This window comes from Pseudarthrobacter sp. J1738 (genome assembly GCF_050490315.1).
GTDB lineage: Bacteria > Actinomycetota > Actinomycetes > Actinomycetales > Micrococcaceae > JBNPEO01.
In genome coordinates, this window is sequence record NZ_JBNPEO010000001.1 from 193,914 (window position 1) to 210,045 (window position 16,132).

The 16,132-nt window shown below is 59.2% G+C and carries 16 protein-coding genes; 12 read left to right on the forward strand and 4 right to left on the reverse strand.

Features of this window, described 5'->3' with window-relative positions; translation table 11 throughout:
• Nucleotides 1-31: 31 nt before the first annotated feature.
• A complete protein-coding gene (nth, locus tag ACQR35_RS00950) occupies nt 32-835 on the forward strand; it encodes an endonuclease III (protein ID WP_430268964.1) in 804 nt (267 codons plus the stop codon).
• Entirely contained in the window at nt 832-1,509 is a 678-nt protein-coding gene (locus ACQR35_RS00955) for an NUDIX hydrolase (protein ID WP_430267784.1), read from the forward strand. The genes nth and ACQR35_RS00955 overlap by 4 nt, the downstream gene beginning before the upstream one ends.
• Nucleotides 1,510-1,527: 18 nt before the next feature.
• Here ACQR35_RS00955 and ACQR35_RS00960 read toward each other — a convergent pair whose 3' ends face one another.
• The gene (locus tag ACQR35_RS00960) at nt 1,528-3,315 is read right to left on the reverse strand and encodes a bifunctional 3'-5' exonuclease/DNA polymerase (protein ID WP_430268965.1); all 1,788 of its coding nucleotides are present in this window, start codon (nt 3,313-3,315) and stop codon (nt 1,528-1,530) included.
• Between the two features lie 245 nt (nt 3,316-3,560).
• On the opposite strand from ACQR35_RS00960, the gene ssd reads away from it, so the two are divergent.
• The 7 genes from ssd (at nt 3,561) to ACQR35_RS00995 (ending at nt 9,043) form a co-directional block, all read left to right on the forward strand.
• Nucleotides 3,561-4,712, forward strand: a complete 1,152-nt coding sequence (gene ssd / locus ACQR35_RS00965) for a septum site-determining protein Ssd (RefSeq protein ID WP_430268966.1) — start codon at nt 3,561-3,563, stop codon at nt 4,710-4,712.
• On the forward strand, nt 4,712-5,950 hold the full coding sequence (locus ACQR35_RS00970) for a TadA family conjugal transfer-associated ATPase (protein ID WP_430267781.1): 1,239 nt from the start codon (nt 4,712-4,714) through the stop codon (nt 5,948-5,950). Before ssd ends, ACQR35_RS00970 begins: the two co-directional genes overlap by 1 nt.
• 77 nt (nt 5,951-6,027) lie before the next feature.
• Nucleotides 6,028-7,086, forward strand: a complete 1,059-nt coding sequence (locus tag ACQR35_RS00975) for a type II secretion system F family protein (RefSeq protein ID WP_430268967.1) — start codon at nt 6,028-6,030, stop codon at nt 7,084-7,086.
• On the forward strand, nt 7,083-7,697 hold the full coding sequence (locus tag ACQR35_RS00980) for a type II secretion system F family protein (RefSeq protein WP_430267779.1): 615 nt from the start codon (nt 7,083-7,085) through the stop codon (nt 7,695-7,697). Before ACQR35_RS00975 ends, ACQR35_RS00980 begins: the two co-directional genes overlap by 4 nt.
• A gap of 72 nt (nt 7,698-7,769) precedes the next feature.
• Nucleotides 7,770-8,144: a DUF4244 domain-containing protein gene (locus tag ACQR35_RS00985; protein ID WP_430267778.1), complete on the forward strand. Its 375-nt coding sequence runs from the start codon at nt 7,770-7,772 to the stop codon at nt 8,142-8,144.
• Nucleotides 8,145-8,154: 10 nt separating this feature from the next.
• The gene (locus ACQR35_RS00990) at nt 8,155-8,688 is read left to right on the forward strand and encodes a TadE family type IV pilus minor pilin (RefSeq protein WP_430267777.1); all 534 of its coding nucleotides are present in this window, start codon (nt 8,155-8,157) and stop codon (nt 8,686-8,688) included.
• Complete coding sequence (locus tag ACQR35_RS00995; protein ID WP_430267776.1) at nt 8,678-9,043, forward strand: Rv3654c family TadE-like protein; 366 nt, start codon at nt 8,678-8,680, stop codon at nt 9,041-9,043. The genes ACQR35_RS00990 and ACQR35_RS00995 overlap by 11 nt, the downstream gene beginning before the upstream one ends.
• Before the next feature lie 87 nt (nt 9,044-9,130).
• Here the strand turns inward: ACQR35_RS00995 and ACQR35_RS01000 are convergent, their stop codons facing one another.
• Nucleotides 9,131-11,473 (reverse strand): DEAD/DEAH box helicase, encoded by a 2,343-nt coding sequence (locus ACQR35_RS01000; protein ID WP_430268968.1) that lies wholly within the window; start codon nt 11,471-11,473, stop codon nt 9,131-9,133.
• Between the two features lie 58 nt (nt 11,474-11,531).
• A complete protein-coding gene (locus tag ACQR35_RS01005; RefSeq protein WP_430268969.1) occupies nt 11,532-12,227 on the reverse strand; it encodes a GNAT family N-acetyltransferase in 696 nt (231 codons plus the stop codon).
• 107 nt (nt 12,228-12,334) lie between these two features.
• Here ACQR35_RS01005 and ACQR35_RS01010 point away from each other — a divergent pair, with 107 nt between their 5' ends.
• Nucleotides 12,335-13,228 carry a rhodanese-related sulfurtransferase gene (locus tag ACQR35_RS01010; RefSeq protein ID WP_430267773.1) on the forward strand — a complete coding sequence of 298 codons (894 nt, stop codon included), beginning with the start codon at nt 12,335-12,337 and terminating at the stop codon, nt 13,226-13,228.
• 24 nt (nt 13,229-13,252) lie between these two features.
• Here the strand turns inward: ACQR35_RS01010 and ACQR35_RS01015 are convergent, their stop codons facing one another.
• A complete protein-coding gene (locus ACQR35_RS01015; RefSeq protein WP_430268970.1) occupies nt 13,253-13,690 on the reverse strand; it encodes a hypothetical protein in 438 nt (145 codons plus the stop codon).
• Nucleotides 13,691-13,777: 87 nt separating this feature from the next.
• Between ACQR35_RS01015 and ACQR35_RS01020 the strand changes: the two genes are divergently transcribed.
• The gene (locus ACQR35_RS01020; protein ID WP_430268971.1) at nt 13,778-15,412 is read left to right on the forward strand and encodes a DUF7059 domain-containing protein; all 1,635 of its coding nucleotides are present in this window, start codon (nt 13,778-13,780) and stop codon (nt 15,410-15,412) included.
• A 46-nt stretch (nt 15,413-15,458) separates the two neighbouring features.
• Nucleotides 15,459-16,070: an ArsR/SmtB family transcription factor gene (locus tag ACQR35_RS01025; RefSeq protein ID WP_430268972.1), complete on the forward strand. Its 612-nt coding sequence runs from the start codon at nt 15,459-15,461 to the stop codon at nt 16,068-16,070.
• The last annotated feature ends 62 nt before the right edge of the window (nt 16,071-16,132 follow it).

Here is a 16,132-nt window from a genome sequence, read left to right on the forward strand (position 1 = left end):
GATGTCCGTCAGCGGAACAGGCAATCTGCGAGTGAGCGCCAAGGGCAAGGTTCGGATTGAATCTGACTTGGCGCTCAAGCGCAGGGCCCGGAAGATCAACGCCGAACTGGCGAAGCAATACCCGTATGCGCACGCCGAACTGGATTTTCGTAATCCCTTCGAGCTGCTTGTGGCCACCGTCCTCTCAGCGCAGACCACCGATGTGCGGGTCAACCAGGTGACGCCTGTGCTGTTCGCGCGCTACCCGGATGCGCTGGCACTTTCCCAAGCCGAACCAGCTGATGTGGAAGCGATCATCCAATCCACGGGATTTTTCAGGGCCAAAGCAAGGAACCTTCTAGCCCTAGCAAACCGGATTGTTGACGAGTTTGACGGCACGGTCCCGGGCCGGCTTGAAGACCTGGTGACGCTCCCCGGGGTGGGTAGGAAAACGGCCAACGTGGTCCTTGGAAACGCTTTTGGGGTGCCCGGAATTACCGTTGACACTCACTTTGGACGCTTGGCCCGGCGCTTTGGCTGGACCGATTCTGATGACCCGGTTCGTGTGGAAAATGACGTTGCAGAACTGTTTGAGCCACGGGATTGGACCATGCTCTCCCACCGAGTGGTATTCCATGGCAGGCGCGTCTGCCACTCCCGCAAACCCGCATGCGGCGCCTGCCCAGTGGCGCAGTGGTGCCCGTCCTTTGGCGACGGCGAAACGGACCCTGCCAAGGCAGTAAAACTTCTCAAATACGAACTTGCTCCCGGGCAAGAAGAATTGCTCGCGCGGATGCTGGCCAACACCGACCTTGCAGCACAAATCCGCCAGGAGACGCAAAGGAGTTCACTGTGAGTGCGCGTTCTCAGTTGGAAGATTTGGTTCGTCGTTTCAACTCTCCTGAGGCTCCAGCGGTCGACCCTTTGTGGCACAAGGATCTACTGGACGGTACAAACCCTCGCCACGCCGCAGTGCTGATGCTTTTTGGGGTTTTGGATAACATCCCGGCTCATTCCGCAAAGTATTATGCGCCAGCTGATCTGGACGTACTCCTGCTCCAGCGAGCCAACACTTTGGGTGATCACCCCGGGCAGGTAGCGTTCCCCGGCGGCGGGATCGATCCTGAAGACGCGGATGAAGTGGCTGCATCCCTGCGCGAAGCGCAAGAAGAAACAGGCCTAGACCCAAGCGGCGTCCAGGTCCTTGGGCAGCTGCCACAAGTTTCGCTTCCGCATAGTAACTTTTTAGTCACCCCGGTACTCGGCTGGTGGGCCTCCCCTTCGCCCATTCGGGTAGTGGACTTTGGTGAATCAGCCCAAGTTTTCAGGGTTCCAGTGCGCGACTTGCTGGACCCGGAAAACCGCGTGATGGCGACTCTGCGGCGCGGCAGCTCAGTGTTTTCGAGCCCGGCATTTGAAGTCAATGATGTGCTGGTGTGGGGGTTTACCGCGAAGCTACTGAATCAGCTTTTTGACGATCTCGGCTGGACGGTGCCGTGGGATGAAAGCCGCGTTCATGTAGTGATGTAGCGGTTGTGTGCCGGGCCATTATTTGGCGTGATCGTATGAATCCACCACGGCCACGGTGACCGGAAAATCTACCGGGATCCTGCCAAACAACAAATTCGCCGCCGTTTGGGCTGATTCCTCGATCGCCCTCACACACTCCTCAACGAGTTCTTGTGGCGCATGAACCATCACTTCGTCGTGCAAAAAGAACACCAACTCTGGTCGCTTCCCGGCGGGGAGATTGGTACCAATGGCGCGCAGCCGCCGTCGTAATTCCGCCAACCAGCACGCCGCCCACTCGGCGGCAGTCCCCTGAACCACAAAGTTGCGTGTGAAGCGCCCGCGCGAACGCGCCCACGAGTTGGCGCGGCGTTGCTCCTCCGCACTAGTACTTTGCTGAGAGGCCAGCCACGCCTGCGAGGGCGGTGGTGTGCTCCGTCCAAGGTGGGTGCTGACTGTATGACCTGCTTCGCCAGCCCGTGCTGCTTCTTCAACAAATCCGACGGCGCGTGGATACATCCGGGTCAGCTGCGGCATCAACCGTCCCGACTCGCCCGTGGTGGCGCCGTAAATGGCGCCGAGAAGCGCGACTTTTGCTTTGGCCCGGTCCCCGCCAAAACCTTCGGCGGCAATGCCTTCATACAGGTCCTTACGCCGGGCCGCTTCAGCCATTTTTGAGTCGTGCGCCAAAGCCACCAGAACGCGGGGCTCCAACTGCGAGGCATCCGCCACAATGAGCTTAAAACCCGGATCGGCATGTGCCGCTCCACGAATATTTTTGGGGATTTGAAGCGCCCCTCCACCACGCGAAGCCCAGCGCCCGGACACCACCCCGCCAACTACATACTCGGGACGGAATCTTCCGCTATGCACCCATGCGTCTAACCAGCTCCAGCCGTTAGCAGAGAGGAGCCTCGCGAGCTTCTTATATGCCAACAGGGGAATGATGGCTGCGTGCTGAGACTGCTGCAATTCCCACGAACGGGTGGACTTCACCTCAATGCCGTTGCGGTGCAGGGCGCGGAGTAATTCTTGAGGGGAGTCCGGATTAAGCGTAGGGGAATTCAGTAGGGTGCGGAGCTCTTGGGCGAGAGCCTCGAGCTTCTTTGGGCGGTTATTGCCGGTGGGCCGGGGCCCGAGGTATTCAGTGAGTATTTGCTCGTGTAGATCCTCCCGCCACGGCACACCAGCAAACTGCATTTCGGCAGCGATCAGACTGCCTGCAGATTCCGCGGCGAGCAAGAGTTGGAGCCGTTCGCGGTGCTGGGATTGAGCCAGGGCTGCCTGCTGCTGCGTATATTCCGCACGGAGAACTTCTAAAGTGGGGCCGCTTGGCGCACTCGTTTCTTCAAAGAGGGAGCCCTGATCTGGTGAAGGCGCCGGTGGCAAGAGCGCTTGCGGAGGTTCTGGCCGGTCTTCGGTGGTGAGAGTTTTGACAGCGTTCTTGGCGTAGTCCGTGTGGGCAGAAAACTGCGAGTAACTCAGTAATTGACCGCACAGTTGTAGATCATGGCAGCGCTCAATGATCACGCCGGCTTTGAGTAGCTCAGGGTAAAAAGCTTGTGTGCGGTGCCAGACCCAGCGTGGATGGTTTTCCTCGAGCTCTTTGACGGTTTGGGCCAGGTTGTCCCGGTGGATGACTAATGGTTCACCCAGCGGGGTGCCGTCGGTGGCGAGCTCTTGGAGATAGACGTAATCGCGAGGCTGCCCTGAGAGGTGGGCCGATGTAGCGCCGTGCCCTGCTGGTTTCGCTCCTGCTGGCCCTGCTGGCCCTGAGGGCGCGGGGGTGTGGCTGGGCTCGGAGGCGGCCGCCAAAAGCATGGGCATTAAACTATTTTCCCTCATCAGTTGGCGGTGCGGTGCCGATTCCTTTGAACTGCCGTCCGGTTTTGTGCTGTCCGGTTTTGCGCTGTCCGGCTTAGAACCCTGTGGGTTTTCGTCTGCAGCGTTGTCTCTCTTGCAGGTTGCGGCAGGTGCGGCACTTCCCCTCCACAAGCGCTCATTTTGCTTGCTTTTCCACATAGACGCTTTGGCCCCTTATTTGAGCTCGAATACTTGGGCACGCTGAGGACATGAGCAGGCATGGAACACCCCAAACAACTGACGTAGGCCCCTCCGGCATTGAGCGGTCCCGTATCGCAGCTGCGCTCACCGGGCTGCCAGCGGAGGAAGCCGGTACTGGCCAGAATGGTGACTTCCTTTTGGTGACGGCTGCAGACTCAATCGTGGCGCAAGTGGAACGTGCGGCTGCAGCGGTTGGCGCAACCGTGATTGTGGCCGCGGACCCTGTCCAGGCGCTCCAAAACTGGGACCAAGTCGCCGAGGTCCTAGTAGGTAGCGATATTCATGATCTTCCCGCTCGCCGGCGAGCGCCAGCATTGTTGATCGGAGAGACTGCAGACGGCACTGACTTGTGGGATCAAGCAGCCCATCTTGGTGCGGAACGAGTGGTGATTCTGCCCGAAGGGATTTCGTGGCTGGCCGAGTTTATGGGCCGGCAAAATACTGATGCAGGAATGGCCCACGTGCTGGGTCTTATCGGGGCAAGCGGTGGTGTGGGAGCTACCACCGCGGCGTGCTGGCTGGCCCATCTTGGGGCGGACGCTGGCATCAGAACCCTGCTGGTTGACGGAGACCCCCAAGGCGGAGGCCTTGAACTTGCCTTAGCCGCTGAGGATGCAGCCGGCCTGCGGTGGCCGGACTTCGCTACCGTCCGCGGCAGTATCGGAGAGGATCAGCTTGCTTCCTCGTTGCCCACGGTTGGAGGGTTCGCGTTCTTGTCCTGGCCGGGGAGCAAACACGCGGTGGGTGCTGTAGACGCAGCGTCGTTGAGCGGTGTTTTGGATGCTGCGCGGCGCACTTTTGAGCTGGTGATCATCGATATCGGCAGGTCAGCTGAGCAAGTAACTAACTTTGCCTGGGACTGTGACCGAATACTGTTCTTGGCCCCACCCCAGCTCAAGGCCGCGATCTCAGCTTCTCGGATGCTTCACGAATTACCTCCAGTGCCCACGTCGTTAGTCTTCCGGGGCCGGCCGGGCAACGGTTTAGACGGTTCGGTGGTGGCGGCGGCCATTGGTGTTCCGTTCGAGTGTGCCCTGACAAACATCCGCGGTACCGCGTCCTGCGCCGAAGACGGAAGGCTTTTGGAAGTCGCTCGCAGGCGGGCGGTCCGCAAATTTGCTAGCTGTGTTCTTTCACTAGATGAGATGGGTGGTCGGTGATGGGAACACGTCAATCGTGGCCGGCCGCGCCGTTGCCCCTGCGGCACGGCCGGCCACTGGGTGTGGAGTTGGACCCGGAATTATTAGACGTTGTCCGCCGTGAGGTCCTCAACGGTGAAGGGCCTGTGACGCCAGCACGAATTGCTGCAGCCGTTCAAAAGAGCGGACGCGTTTTGGGTGCTTCGGGAGCCCTAGCTGCGGTGGACCTGATCACTGCAGAACTCAGTGGTTTGGGGCCGCTCCAGGATCTTGCGGCAGAGCCGTCGGTTACAGACATTTTTGTGAACAGTTCGTTGGATGCGCCAGCAGAGGTTTGGGTTGACCGGGGAAGTGGGCTGGAACGCTGCCCGGTGAGCGTCGGTTCTGAACCGGAGCTGCGGCAACTAGCCATTCGTTTAGTGGCGGCGGGTGGTCGCAGGCTGGATGATGGATCGCCCTGCGTGGATGTCCGTTTGCCCGGTGGGTACAGGGTTCACGCTGTGCTGCCACCGATCTCGCCCAACGGCACTCTGCTTTCGGTACGCATCCGCCGAGCCACTACCTTCGGTATGGACGAGCTGCGGGAATTGGGCTTGTTTGATGCTGAGCTGGAAGCCGTTCTGCGGGCCATTATGGACAAACGGCTCAGCTTTTTGGTCAGCGGTGCAACTGGTTCGGGCAAAACGACACTTCTCTCAACACTCCTTGGCCTCTGCGGAAACCGAGAGCGAGTGGTGTTGATTGAGGACGCCGCAGAGCTGAACCCTGACCACAACCACGTTGTCTCGCTTGAATCCAGACATGCCAACCTAGAAGGTGGCGGTGCACTCGATCTGGGGGAGCTGGTACGTCAAGCACTTCGAATGCGGCCGGATCGGCTCATTGTGGGGGAGTGCCGCGGCGCCGAAGTCCGCGAACTTCTCGGTGCGCTGAACACCGGTCACAGCGGCGGCGGAGGGACCATCCACGCCAACGCAGCCCAAGACGTCCCGGCGCGCTTGGCCGCACTTGGTGCCCTGGCCGGGCTCAACCAGGCGGCGGTGGCTCTACAAGCGTCCAGCGCACTGGACGTGGTAATTCATTTACACCGTGGTCCGCGGGGTCGAAGGATCAGCAGCATCGGTGTAGTGGGAATGGACGCCGGTGGGCAACTGTGTGTTGTTGATGCGCTCCGCTTTGACGGGGTTTCCGTGGTGCGAGCAAAAGCTTGGGACAGTCTCCAGAAGCTGCTGACAGGCAGTGACGGTGGTCAGTCATGATTCCTTTCCTCCTCTTGTGTTGCGCCGGAGTGCTGCTATTCGCAGCAAATACCGGGTCTGTTGCGAGGATCCGGCATTTGGCAGCTCAACCAAGATTCTCTCCATTTGATGCCAGTGGGCAGCAGGGGCCTCAACTGGGTAGCCAGCGTTCTGATGTTCGCCGCCGACCCAGCGGGCAAGGTCAGCTGCGTGGTGGCGTGTCAGCGCTGATTAGCCGCTTTTCCACCACGAAGAGCGCACAGCTGGCCGAGGATGCGATGGCTATGTCTCTGTTGGTTCAACGCCTTTCTGCCTTGTTGCGTGGAGGAAGATCACCACTGCGTATGTGGGATGAGTTGAGTATTTTTTATGCCTCCGGTGCTTTGGGAACCTCCGCTGCCCGAATTTCTTCTGCTGGGTTTGCTCCTACAGCTGGGTTGCGCTCGCCAGCTTGGTTGGCACCCTCCGCACGACGGGGCTCCTCCGTTAGGCCGGCCGGCAGTTCTCTGAGCTCCGGTGCCGGGGCGCCGGTCACTTCCACAGCATCCACAGCATCCACAGCATCCAAGAGTTCCTTGTTTGTGGCCGGGGCTGAGCGCAAACGTGCCGCTCAGGAGAGCCAAGCTGCAGTGACTCGTGGCGAGATCTTGGCCATGCTCCGCGCAGCTCAAGGCGCCACCCTTTTAGGCCGGCCCGTTGCTCAAGCCATTGCGGAAGCCGCTACAGACGTTTTCCCCGGCAATCACTACGGCAGCCGTCAACTAAATGCTTCGCGTTCCGCAACAGGGCACGTGGCATGCCCAAGAGATATGGCCAGATACTGGCAGCAACTTGCCGCATGCCTCACCGTGGCCGAGGCCAGCGGATGCCCGCTCGCCGACGTACTCTCGCGCTTCGCTACCCAACTTGAACAAGAAGCAGACGCCCAGGCCTCGCGAGACACTGCGCTCGCCGGTCCACAAGCCACAGCCAGCCTTTTGGGTTGGTTGCCGCTTATGGGCTTTGGCCTCGGGCTGTTGATGGGAGTGGATCCAGTAGCAGTGATCGTGGGCTCACCCGTGGGCGTTGTGGTGTTCATCGCCGGAATCATCCTGATGATGGCCGGACGGATTTGGTCTTCCAAACTAGTCCAGACCGCAGCGAGGGTTCGGCTATGAATCTCCTATTGTTCTGCGCACTGTTGGCTGGCACGTACTTGCTGATCAAACCTCCGCAGTCACGGCTGTGGGCAGAGCGCATCGCTGGCGATTCCCGGCGGCAATCCGGGTCCCAAGGAAATCACGAGCGCATCCGTGAGCCACAAAGCCCTGGCACTGACCTTGACGACTTGCCCATGATGCTCGAACTCGCTGGCGCCATGCTGGACTCCGGAGCCAGCCTTTACCGTGTCCTTGAGTTATTGCGTTCCGTGAGCGAGCCCGGCTTACAAAAAGCCATGGCGCCGGTAGTCGCCGGTTTGGGACTGGGCACAGATTGGGAAACAGCCTGGCGTGGAAGCCGCTCAAGCGTTACACGCACAAGCACCAAAAGACTTATCGAAGGACTTAAAGAGGGCCTCGGTTTTGCTGCCACTACCGGGGCTCCGAGTTCAGCGATTTTGTACACACAAGCGGCCCGCATCCGGCGCCAGCAACACCGGGCAGCGGAGAAACAAGCCGCAACCTTGGGCGTACGTCTAGTGATCCCACTTGGTCTGTGCTGCTTGCCAGCGTTCATTTGCCTCGGGGTGATACCGGTTCTTCTCGCCATGCTCCCTGCAGGTCTTTGACCGACTAGAGACTCTGCCCGCTACCTGCGTGGCAGTAACCATCCACTTCGGTGGACTTAGAAAGGAAACACCATGAGTACAACGACGCTAAGCAACCAGCCACTGGCGCATAACAGTGGGCCCAGCGAAGAAGAAGAGTTCGAGAATGAACTGTGCCCCGTTTACGAGTTGCAACCGGGAATCACCAATTTCGCCCCGGTGCAGCAGCCCGATTACACACCGAAATCAAGTAGCTCTTCGGCGCCGCCCACTCCGCTTCACCCGGAGGGGAAATCCCCGCGGTTTCAACGAATCCGGGGCTCTGAAACTGGGATGGCAACTGCCGAATACGCCATAGCCACACTGGCGGCTGTGGGCCTTGCAGGGCTCTTGGTAGTGATTCTACGCAGTGCTGAGGTGCGTGGCATGTTGATGAGCATTATCAAAACGGCTCTCGCATTACCGTGAGTGCCAAACCGTGACTATTCAACAACGCCAAGGCCCAACGGCGGGGAAGTCGTTGGGCCTTGGCAGGACCCACGCCAGGACCCACGCCGGGACCCAGTTCAACGCCCAGTTCAGAACCCAGCGCAAAAATCATTGCACGCGAGACCGCGCCGGTGGCGATCGGGCTCCGGCCCTGCGGCGGCACAAAGCTGGAGAGCGTGGCGCCGTCACTGCTGAATTTGCCGTGGCGCTGCCAGCCGTTATTGCCGTTCTGGGAATGCTCTTGGGTGCTGTTGCGGCGGGTACCAGCCAGCTGCGGCTCGAGGAGGCTTCTAGGGCTGCGGCGAGGGCGCTCGCTCGTGGGGAGCCACCCGGTGAAGCGCAAGATATTGCGGTCCGCCTTGCCGGGTCTGAGGCAACGGCAACAACCACTAACGACGGCGGAGGCTGGCTCAGTGTGCAGGTTTCCGCCCCTGCCCCTGGTGTTTTGAGCGCGATTGTTCCGTGGACCCTTTCAGCGAAGGCATCGGCACGATCGGAGGAATCATATGCAGATGAACCCTAAAGATTGGCCGCGAGAGGAACGAGGTGCCGGGACGGTCTTGTCTGTGACGTTGTGCCTGGTTCTGTTGTTGCTTTTGGGGGGAATCTTGATGTTCTCTCAGGCAGCGTCGAGCGCCGTCCGGGCTGCTAAGGCTGCAGATCTTGCGGCCTTAGCAGCTGCAGACGTTGCCCGGGGATTGGCTAGTGGTGAACCGTGCGAGGTGGCGAGAGAAGTTGTTGATAAACAACGTGCCACTCTGGCTAGTTGCGAAGTACTAGGGCCGGAAGCGGACATGGTGATCGTTACGGCTACAGTGCACATTGTCCTTGGTCTCGGCGACGCCACAGGCCGGTCCAAAGCTGGCCCGCCACCCTAAATAACGGTTAGGCCTAAACGCCAGACCCTCAAAACAGCAGGCGGCCCGAAAGACTTGGCAGGCTCGGCAAGCACCAGTCCTTCAGTGCTACTTCTCCGGAGTCTGGGTGGAGTGCTTCAACAGCACATCCAACAAGGAAATGGCCGCGGCCTTATCCAGTGGGTTGTTTTTGTTCCCGCATTTGGGCGACTGCACGCAGGAAGGACAACCAGACTCGCATTCACAAGCGCGAATAGCATCGCGGGTTGCCGTGAGCCACAACTGGGCCTTGTTGAAGCCACGTTCGGCAAAACCTGCCCCGCCAGGGTGACCGTCATACACAAAAATTGTGGGGTTTTCAGTATCAGCATGAAGAGCAGTGGATACCCCGCCAACATCCCAACGATCGCTGGACGCTACCAAGGGAAGGAGCCCAATCGCCCCATGCTCAGCCGCGTGCAAAGCACCGGGGAACTGCGCCTCAATCAAGTTCGCGGCCGTGAGTGTTTTGCCGCCCACCACAAACCAAACAGCCTTGGTGAACAAATCACGGGCACCGAGCTCAAGCGGCTCTTCACCCAGAATCTCGTTAGAAATCAGGGCCTTGCGTTGAAAGGAGACTACTTGAGTCGTCACTTTGACCTCACCAAAATGCACCGTGACGGGCCCCCATTCCATGGTCCGCGAAACTTCAAGGACCTCAATCTGGGTGACGTCTCGGGCCGTGGTGTAGTAGTCCGGATTGGCGCGCTTGACCACTACACAGTGCTGTTCTTCATCGAGCTCTTCCACCAAATAGCTCTCGCCCTGGTGAACATAGATCGCGCCGCGGTGAGCCTGATAGTGAGTCTGTGGCGAGTCCATGGTGCCCAAAAGCGAACCTGTTTCGGCGTCAACAATGCTCACCGGGCCGCCACCATCGGCGCGCAAGTTCACCATGCCCGCAGCGCTCTGGGCGTGGGTCCAAAACCAACCAGCGGGCCGTCGTCGCAAATATCCTTGCTCCACCAGCTGAGCCAGCAACGTCACTGCGGTGGGACCAAACAAGGGCTCTTCGCCGTTGCGCAAGGGAAGTTCCGCTGCGGCAGCGCACAAATGGGGACCCAAAACGTACGGGTTGGAAGGATCAAAGACCGTAGCCTCCACCGCTACATCAAAAATGGCTTCAGGATGGTGGACCAAATAGGTATCCAGCGGGTCATCGCTTGCCACAAAGGCGGCGATGGCGTCCTGCCCGGCCCGGCCAGCTCTACCAATCTGCTGAAACAAAGAAGCACGCGTGCCTGGCCAACCCGCTACCAGCACGGCGTCCAAACCCGAGATATCGATCCCCAGCTCCAGAGCAGACGTGCTCGAAACCCCCAACAAGGCGCCCGAACGCAAAGCCTGCTCCAGGGCACGCCGTTCTTCTGGCAAATACCCGGAACGGTAAGCAGCCACTCGTTGGGGCAAGCTTGGATGAACCTCATGCAAAAGCCGTTTGGCGATCGAAGAAATAGTCTCGGCTCCGCGCCGGGACTTGATAAAGGCGATGGTCCTGATCTGGGCAGACACCAAATTCGCCAACAGATCAGCTGTTTCAGCAACCGCAGTCCGCCGCTCCGGGGCACCGTTCTCGCCCTTAAGCTCGGTCAGCGCAGGTTCCCAAAAAGCCACTGTGGTGGAACCGTGCGGCGAGCAATCTTCACTCACAGCCTTCACCGGTGCACCAATCAACCGGCCAAAAGATTCCGCAGGCTCGGAGGCAGTGGCGGAGGCCGCAATAAACACGGGGGAAGCGCCGTAGTGCTCGCAGATGCGGCGCAAGCGGCGCATCAAGTTAGCCACGTGGGAGCCAAAAACTCCACGGTAGCTGTGGGCTTCATCAACAATCACGTAGCGCAAGCGTCTAAAGAACCGTGCCCACCATGCGTGATTGGGCAGAATCCCAAAGTGCAGCATGTCCGGATTCGCCAAGATGACGTTCGCATGTTCACGGATCCATCGGCGTTCAGATTGTTCAGTGTCCCCGTCATACGTGGCAGCCCGCAGTGTGCCCAAACCTAAAGAGCGCAAAGCTGTGAGCTGATCGGCAGCGAGCGCTTTAGTCGGGGAGAGATATAAAGCGACGGCGCCGTCGTCGTGGATTTTTCCTGGCTCCGCGAGCACCTTGAGCTCTGAACGGTGAACGGCATCCAACATGGGTAGTTGATAGGCCAAGGATTTTCCCGAGGCCGTTCCCGTAGCAATCACCACGTGTTGGCCACCATGCGCCAAATCGGCAGCCTCGATCTGATGCCGGTACGGTTCGTGGATGCCCAGATTTCCGTAGGCGGAAACCAATTCCGGGTGAACCCACTGAGGCCATGCCGCATAAATCGCCTCGCGCGCTGGAATAACACGCACCGATTGCAGTTGCTCAGGCGCGTCTCCCCGGCCGAAGAGCGGAATCAACGAATCATGAACAGGCACGGCTATATTGTGTCACCGACCCACAAATGAGCCGGGGACACGTACCGTGCGGCTGCCGCTACACCAACGAAAGGTTCTGAACTGGCTCGGTTGTTCCAGAAAAGACCATCACGTTGCACACTTGCTGCCAGCCCAAATGCGCATACAACTTCTGACCATCGGAGGACGCAAGCAAAAGGCCGTCTTCTACGTCATGCTCAAAAGCTTGGGCGGCAAGAGACTTCATAATAAAACTGCCCAATCCGCGGCGCTGAAATTCCGGATCAGTCACAATCGCATCAAAAACTGCAGTGTGGTTGACCACATTTACCCGCCCGCTTGCGGCCACCTTCTCACCGGCATGGACCACAACGTAGTGCACACCGTCCTTGACCGAAGTCGCTAACTCCAGATCGTCGTCGGGCAGCCAAGGGTCCTCGGTGTCCTGAGTGGCCATGTCAACGATCATCATGGTCTCCGACGTGGAGCTGACGTTCAGCCCCTTGGCAGCAGCCAAAGCCAGATAGCGTTGTGGGTCCTTGGTGAGGACAGACAACAAGCGTTTGTCGTTTTCCAAGGTCAGGGCCGCGAGAGCGGCGAATTCCTCGTCGGAAGGATCATGGGCGAAGTACTCAAACTCGCCATCCAAATTTTCACGCGGCGCTGCGTGGAAGCGTCCTTCCTTTTCTAACTTGTACCCCCGGCAACCAGCCCAGCCAGCCACCCAGACATCCAAGAGTCGTCCAGTGTCTTTGATCATGGTTTCGGTGCTCATGCTTCGAGGGTATTCCAGCTTCAGGGGATGCGACAGTGACTACCAGTAACGTATGGGTTAACTCTCAGTCTTTACACAGATGCGCGAAGGCCACGTAACCTTTAAACGTGGCCTTAAACAGAATTGTTCTTTTTTACGGATTTACCCCCATCGCAGACCCGGAAGCTGTCCGGCTCTGGCAGCGTGCCCTGTGCGAGAAACTTGGCTTGCGCGGCCGGATCCTGCTGTCCAAAGACGGTATCAACGCCACAGTGGGCGGGGAGATCGGTGCAGTAAAGCAGTACGTCAAAACCACCCGCGAATACGCCGGGTTTAAGGGCATCGACGTTAAGTGGTCTGAAGGTGGCGCAGAGGACTTTCCACGTTTGAGCGTTAAAGTTCGCGAGGAGATCGTTTCCTTCGGTGCGCCCGGCGAACTCAAAGTAGACGACGCCGGTGTTGTTGGTGGCGGAACCCACCTAAAGCCCGAGGAACTTCATGCCCTCCTCGAAGAGAAAAAAGCGGCCGGGCAAGAGGTTAAGTTCTTTGACGGTCGCAACGCCTTCGAAGCGCAGATCGGGAAGTTCAAAGACGCCATCGTTCCCGATGTGGCCACTACTCAGGACTTCATCAAAGAACTGGATTCCGGCAAGTATGACGATCTTAAGGATCAGCCGGTGGTCACCTACTGCACCGGCGGCATTCGTTGTGAAGTTCTCTCAAGCCTGATGGTTAATCGCGGGTTCAAAGAGGTTTACCAGCTCGACGGCGGAATTGTCCGGTACGGCGAGACATACAAGGACAAAGGCTTGTGGGAAGGTTCGCTGTACGTTTTTGACAAGCGTATGCACCTTGAATTTAGCGACGAGGCCAAAACGATTGGTGAGTGTGTGCGCTGCAGCGCACCAACGAGCAAGTTTGAGAACTGCTCTAATCCCTCATGCCGGAATTTGACGCTGTACTGCGCAGAGTGCGCCGCAAGCCCGGAAACCTTGCGCTGCCCGGAAGGCTGCGCCGCGTAGTTCGCGCTAGCTACTGCACCGGCCTTACTTCGCCGGCACCAATTTGTAAGCGAAGAGCAACGGCGCATCTACCGTCGTCGCGGTGATTTTTAGCGTCCCCGATGGCAGCGTGACGGGCACAATTTCTTTGTTGCCGTTGCAAGCTGCCCCTGCGTCGTGAACTGTGGCGCCACCTGATTCGAGCAAAAAGAATGCTTTACCTGTGCCTTCGCATGTGATGGTCAGAACGTACTTTCCGGCGCTGACGTTGGCCGCTGTATGGACTGAAGGGTCCCGGTTGAGGAGCTTGTCCGCAAAGGAAACTACCGACGCCGGGTCCTGGGGCATCGCGGTGGCTTGCCATGCGGGAACGTCTACGTCGTTGATTTCCGGAGTCACCGAGCAGGCGCTCAGACCAGCACCAAGGAGTAGAGCGGTGATGGGAACAACCGTGGCAGCACGGAGCGCAGAGAATCGGGCCATACCTCCAACTTACCGCCGTGGAGCACCTGCAAGAATCCACGCCTAGTCCTTGCACCAGCCAGATCCCTGCGCAGATACGATGGAGCGGTGGAAATCCCCAACAGCAATTCCCTTGAACTCCTGGCCGATTTGGCCGCCGACTTACGTGCGGCAGCCTACACGCTCGAGGGGGTGGAACAGTTCTTGGGGGCCTCGGCATGGGCAGCGCTGAACCGCGATCAACTCATTCCGGCGCTGCTGGTATCCGAGCAACACGACGCCGATCCGCTCTCGGTGATCGTCCAGTTGTGGCTACTGGCAAGGCCTCAGAGCGAAGAGCGGATCAACAACGCCTTCCCCACACTTGCTGCCGCGGGCCTCGCCGAGCTGGGGTTGGTAGAAGTCTCAGGCGCCAGCGAAAACGGCCCGCTGATCTCTGCTCTCGTTGATCTGCGTCCCTATGGTTGGGACGCAAACGCCGATGGTTCGGGCGGGGCAGAGTTGTGGGTGGCCAGTGACCTTGGCGCGCATCAGCGGCCTGGGGTTCTCCGCAAGGACCACGTGCTGGGCATCGGCCAAGCATCTACCACTTTGGTCCAGATGACAGCCCGCAGACATGTTGCCCGGGCCCTGGATTTGGGCACCGGCTGTGGCGTTCAAACGTTCCACTTATTGCACCACGCCGAGCACGTTACGGCCACGGATATTTCAAAGCGGGCGCTAGCTTTTACCCGGTTTAACATTCTTCTCAACGCCGCTGCACTGGAAGTGAACCCGGAAGCGCTCGAGGAACGTGTGAGCCTGCGTCTAGGTTCGCTGCTGGAGCCCGTGGAGGGGGAGTGCTTTGACCTAGTAGTTTCCAACCCGCCCTTTGTGATCACTCCCCGTGTTGCCGGCGAAAGCACGGATGAGCAGTTCACCTACCGTGACGGAGGCCTCCCGGGTGATGACATTGTTTCGCAATTGGTGACCAGCCTGCCTAGCATCCTCAACCCCGGCGGGACGGCCCAGATGCTGGGAAACTGGGAGGTCGTTGAGGGCGCCACATGGGATCAGCGCCCCCGCACTTGGATCCCTGAGAACACCGATGCGTGGTTTATTCAGCGCGAGCAGATCGGCCCGGAGCAATACGCAGAAACGTGGTTGCAGGACGCTTCCGAAGGCCGAGATCCGCGACTTTATGCACAGGCCTATAACGCCTATTTGCAAGACTTCAGGAGCCGGAACGTAGAGGCGATTGGGTTCGGAATGATCTGGCTTCGCCGGCCAATGCAAGAGCCTGCCTACACCGGAGAAAGGTCCGACGGCGGCACCTCACCTCAGCGACGCATCTTCCGTTTCGAGGAGATCACCTACCCGATTGAACAACCGACCGGTCCGCACATTGGGGCTGCGGTTGAACGAGCAGACTGGCTAGCGGCCCGCACCCTAGGAAACGAATATCTGGTGGTCGCCGAAGACGTCACCGAGGAACGCCATCAGCGCCCCGGTGCGGAACACCCTGGCGTCATTCTGCTGCGCCAAGGCGCCGGCCTGCGCAGAACCAATTTGTTGAGCACTGAACTCGCCGGTTTGGTCTCAGCCAGTGATGGCGAACTGACCGTGGGACAATTGGTGGAGGCGCTAGCGTCTTTGCTGGGCGGTGATGAAGACTTTGACCGGGACGCGTTTACCCGAAACCTCCTCCAGGAGACAGCCAATTTGCTCGTGGACGGTTTTTTGATCCCTGCGGAAACTGAGTAGCCGTGCTACTAACTCCACGAGCCAGCGGCAAAGCTACAATCTAGGGATGACCAAATCGAGCGTCCCCACCGGTGCACCCGCGCGGCGTGCGGCGAAGATCGTGGAGATTTCTGATCCCCAAGCAATCCGGGCGCTCGCCCACGGTGCGCGGCTGCGGGTGATTAGCGAGTTGTACTCCACCCAGGTGAGCCGCACAGCCACCGAGCTGGCCGTGTACACAGGTCTCACTCCATCCGCCATGAGCTATCACCTTCGGGCGCTCAAAAAGTGGGGGATGGTGGTTCCGGCCCAGTCCGACGGCGATGCGCGCGAGCGCCGCTGGCGTGCCGCTGGCACTGACTTTGTGATCAAGTCAGTCTCGGGTGCAGGCCACCCGGAAATGGCGATCTTTGATCTCGAACTCGATGAGCATCGCCGCCGCGTGGTGGGTTTTACCAAAGCTCGGGACGAGAGTAGAGGTGCCGCGGATGGCGCAAGGCAACTTCCCGGCGTCGTGCTCTCCACGGAACTGATGTATCTCACTGACGAACAGGCCCAAGAACTGATGGACGGCGTGAAGACTTTGATCCGCAGTTATGAGCTGGAGGACCCGGATCAGATCCCCGCGGGGACCCGCCGGATGGCCTCATTGTGGTCCTTAGTGCCCGATTCAAAATAGCCAAGTTATCCACATAGATCGGCACAATTGGGCAATTTGTGGTGAACTAGGCCAGTATGGGC

Excerpts from the sequence above, each read along its gene's own strand:
- ACQR35_RS01005 (WP_430268969.1), bottom strand. The coding sequence starts at position 12,227 with ATGAGCACCGAAACCATGATCAAAGACACTGGACGACTCTTGGATGTC.
- ACQR35_RS01015 (WP_430268970.1), bottom strand. The coding sequence starts at position 13,690 with ATGGCCCGATTCTCTGCGCTCCGTGCTGCCACGGTTGTTCCCATCACC.
- ACQR35_RS01025 (WP_430268972.1), top strand. The coding sequence starts at position 15,459 with ATGACCAAATCGAGCGTCCCCACCGGTGCACCCGCGCGGCGTGCGGCG.
- ACQR35_RS00960 (WP_430268965.1), bottom strand. The coding sequence starts at position 3,315 with ATGCCCATGCTTTTGGCGGCCGCCTCCGAGCCCAGCCACACCCCCGCG.
- ACQR35_RS00980 (WP_430267779.1), top strand. The coding sequence starts at position 7,083 with ATGAATCTCCTATTGTTCTGCGCACTGTTGGCTGGCACGTACTTGCTG.
- ssd (WP_430268966.1), top strand. The coding sequence starts at position 3,561 with ATGAGCAGGCATGGAACACCCCAAACAACTGACGTAGGCCCCTCCGGC.
- ACQR35_RS00995 (WP_430267776.1), top strand. The coding sequence starts at position 8,678 with ATGAACCCTAAAGATTGGCCGCGAGAGGAACGAGGTGCCGGGACGGTC.
- ACQR35_RS00985 (WP_430267778.1), top strand. The coding sequence starts at position 7,770 with ATGAGTACAACGACGCTAAGCAACCAGCCACTGGCGCATAACAGTGGG.
- ACQR35_RS00970 (WP_430267781.1), top strand. The coding sequence starts at position 4,712 with ATGGGAACACGTCAATCGTGGCCGGCCGCGCCGTTGCCCCTGCGGCAC.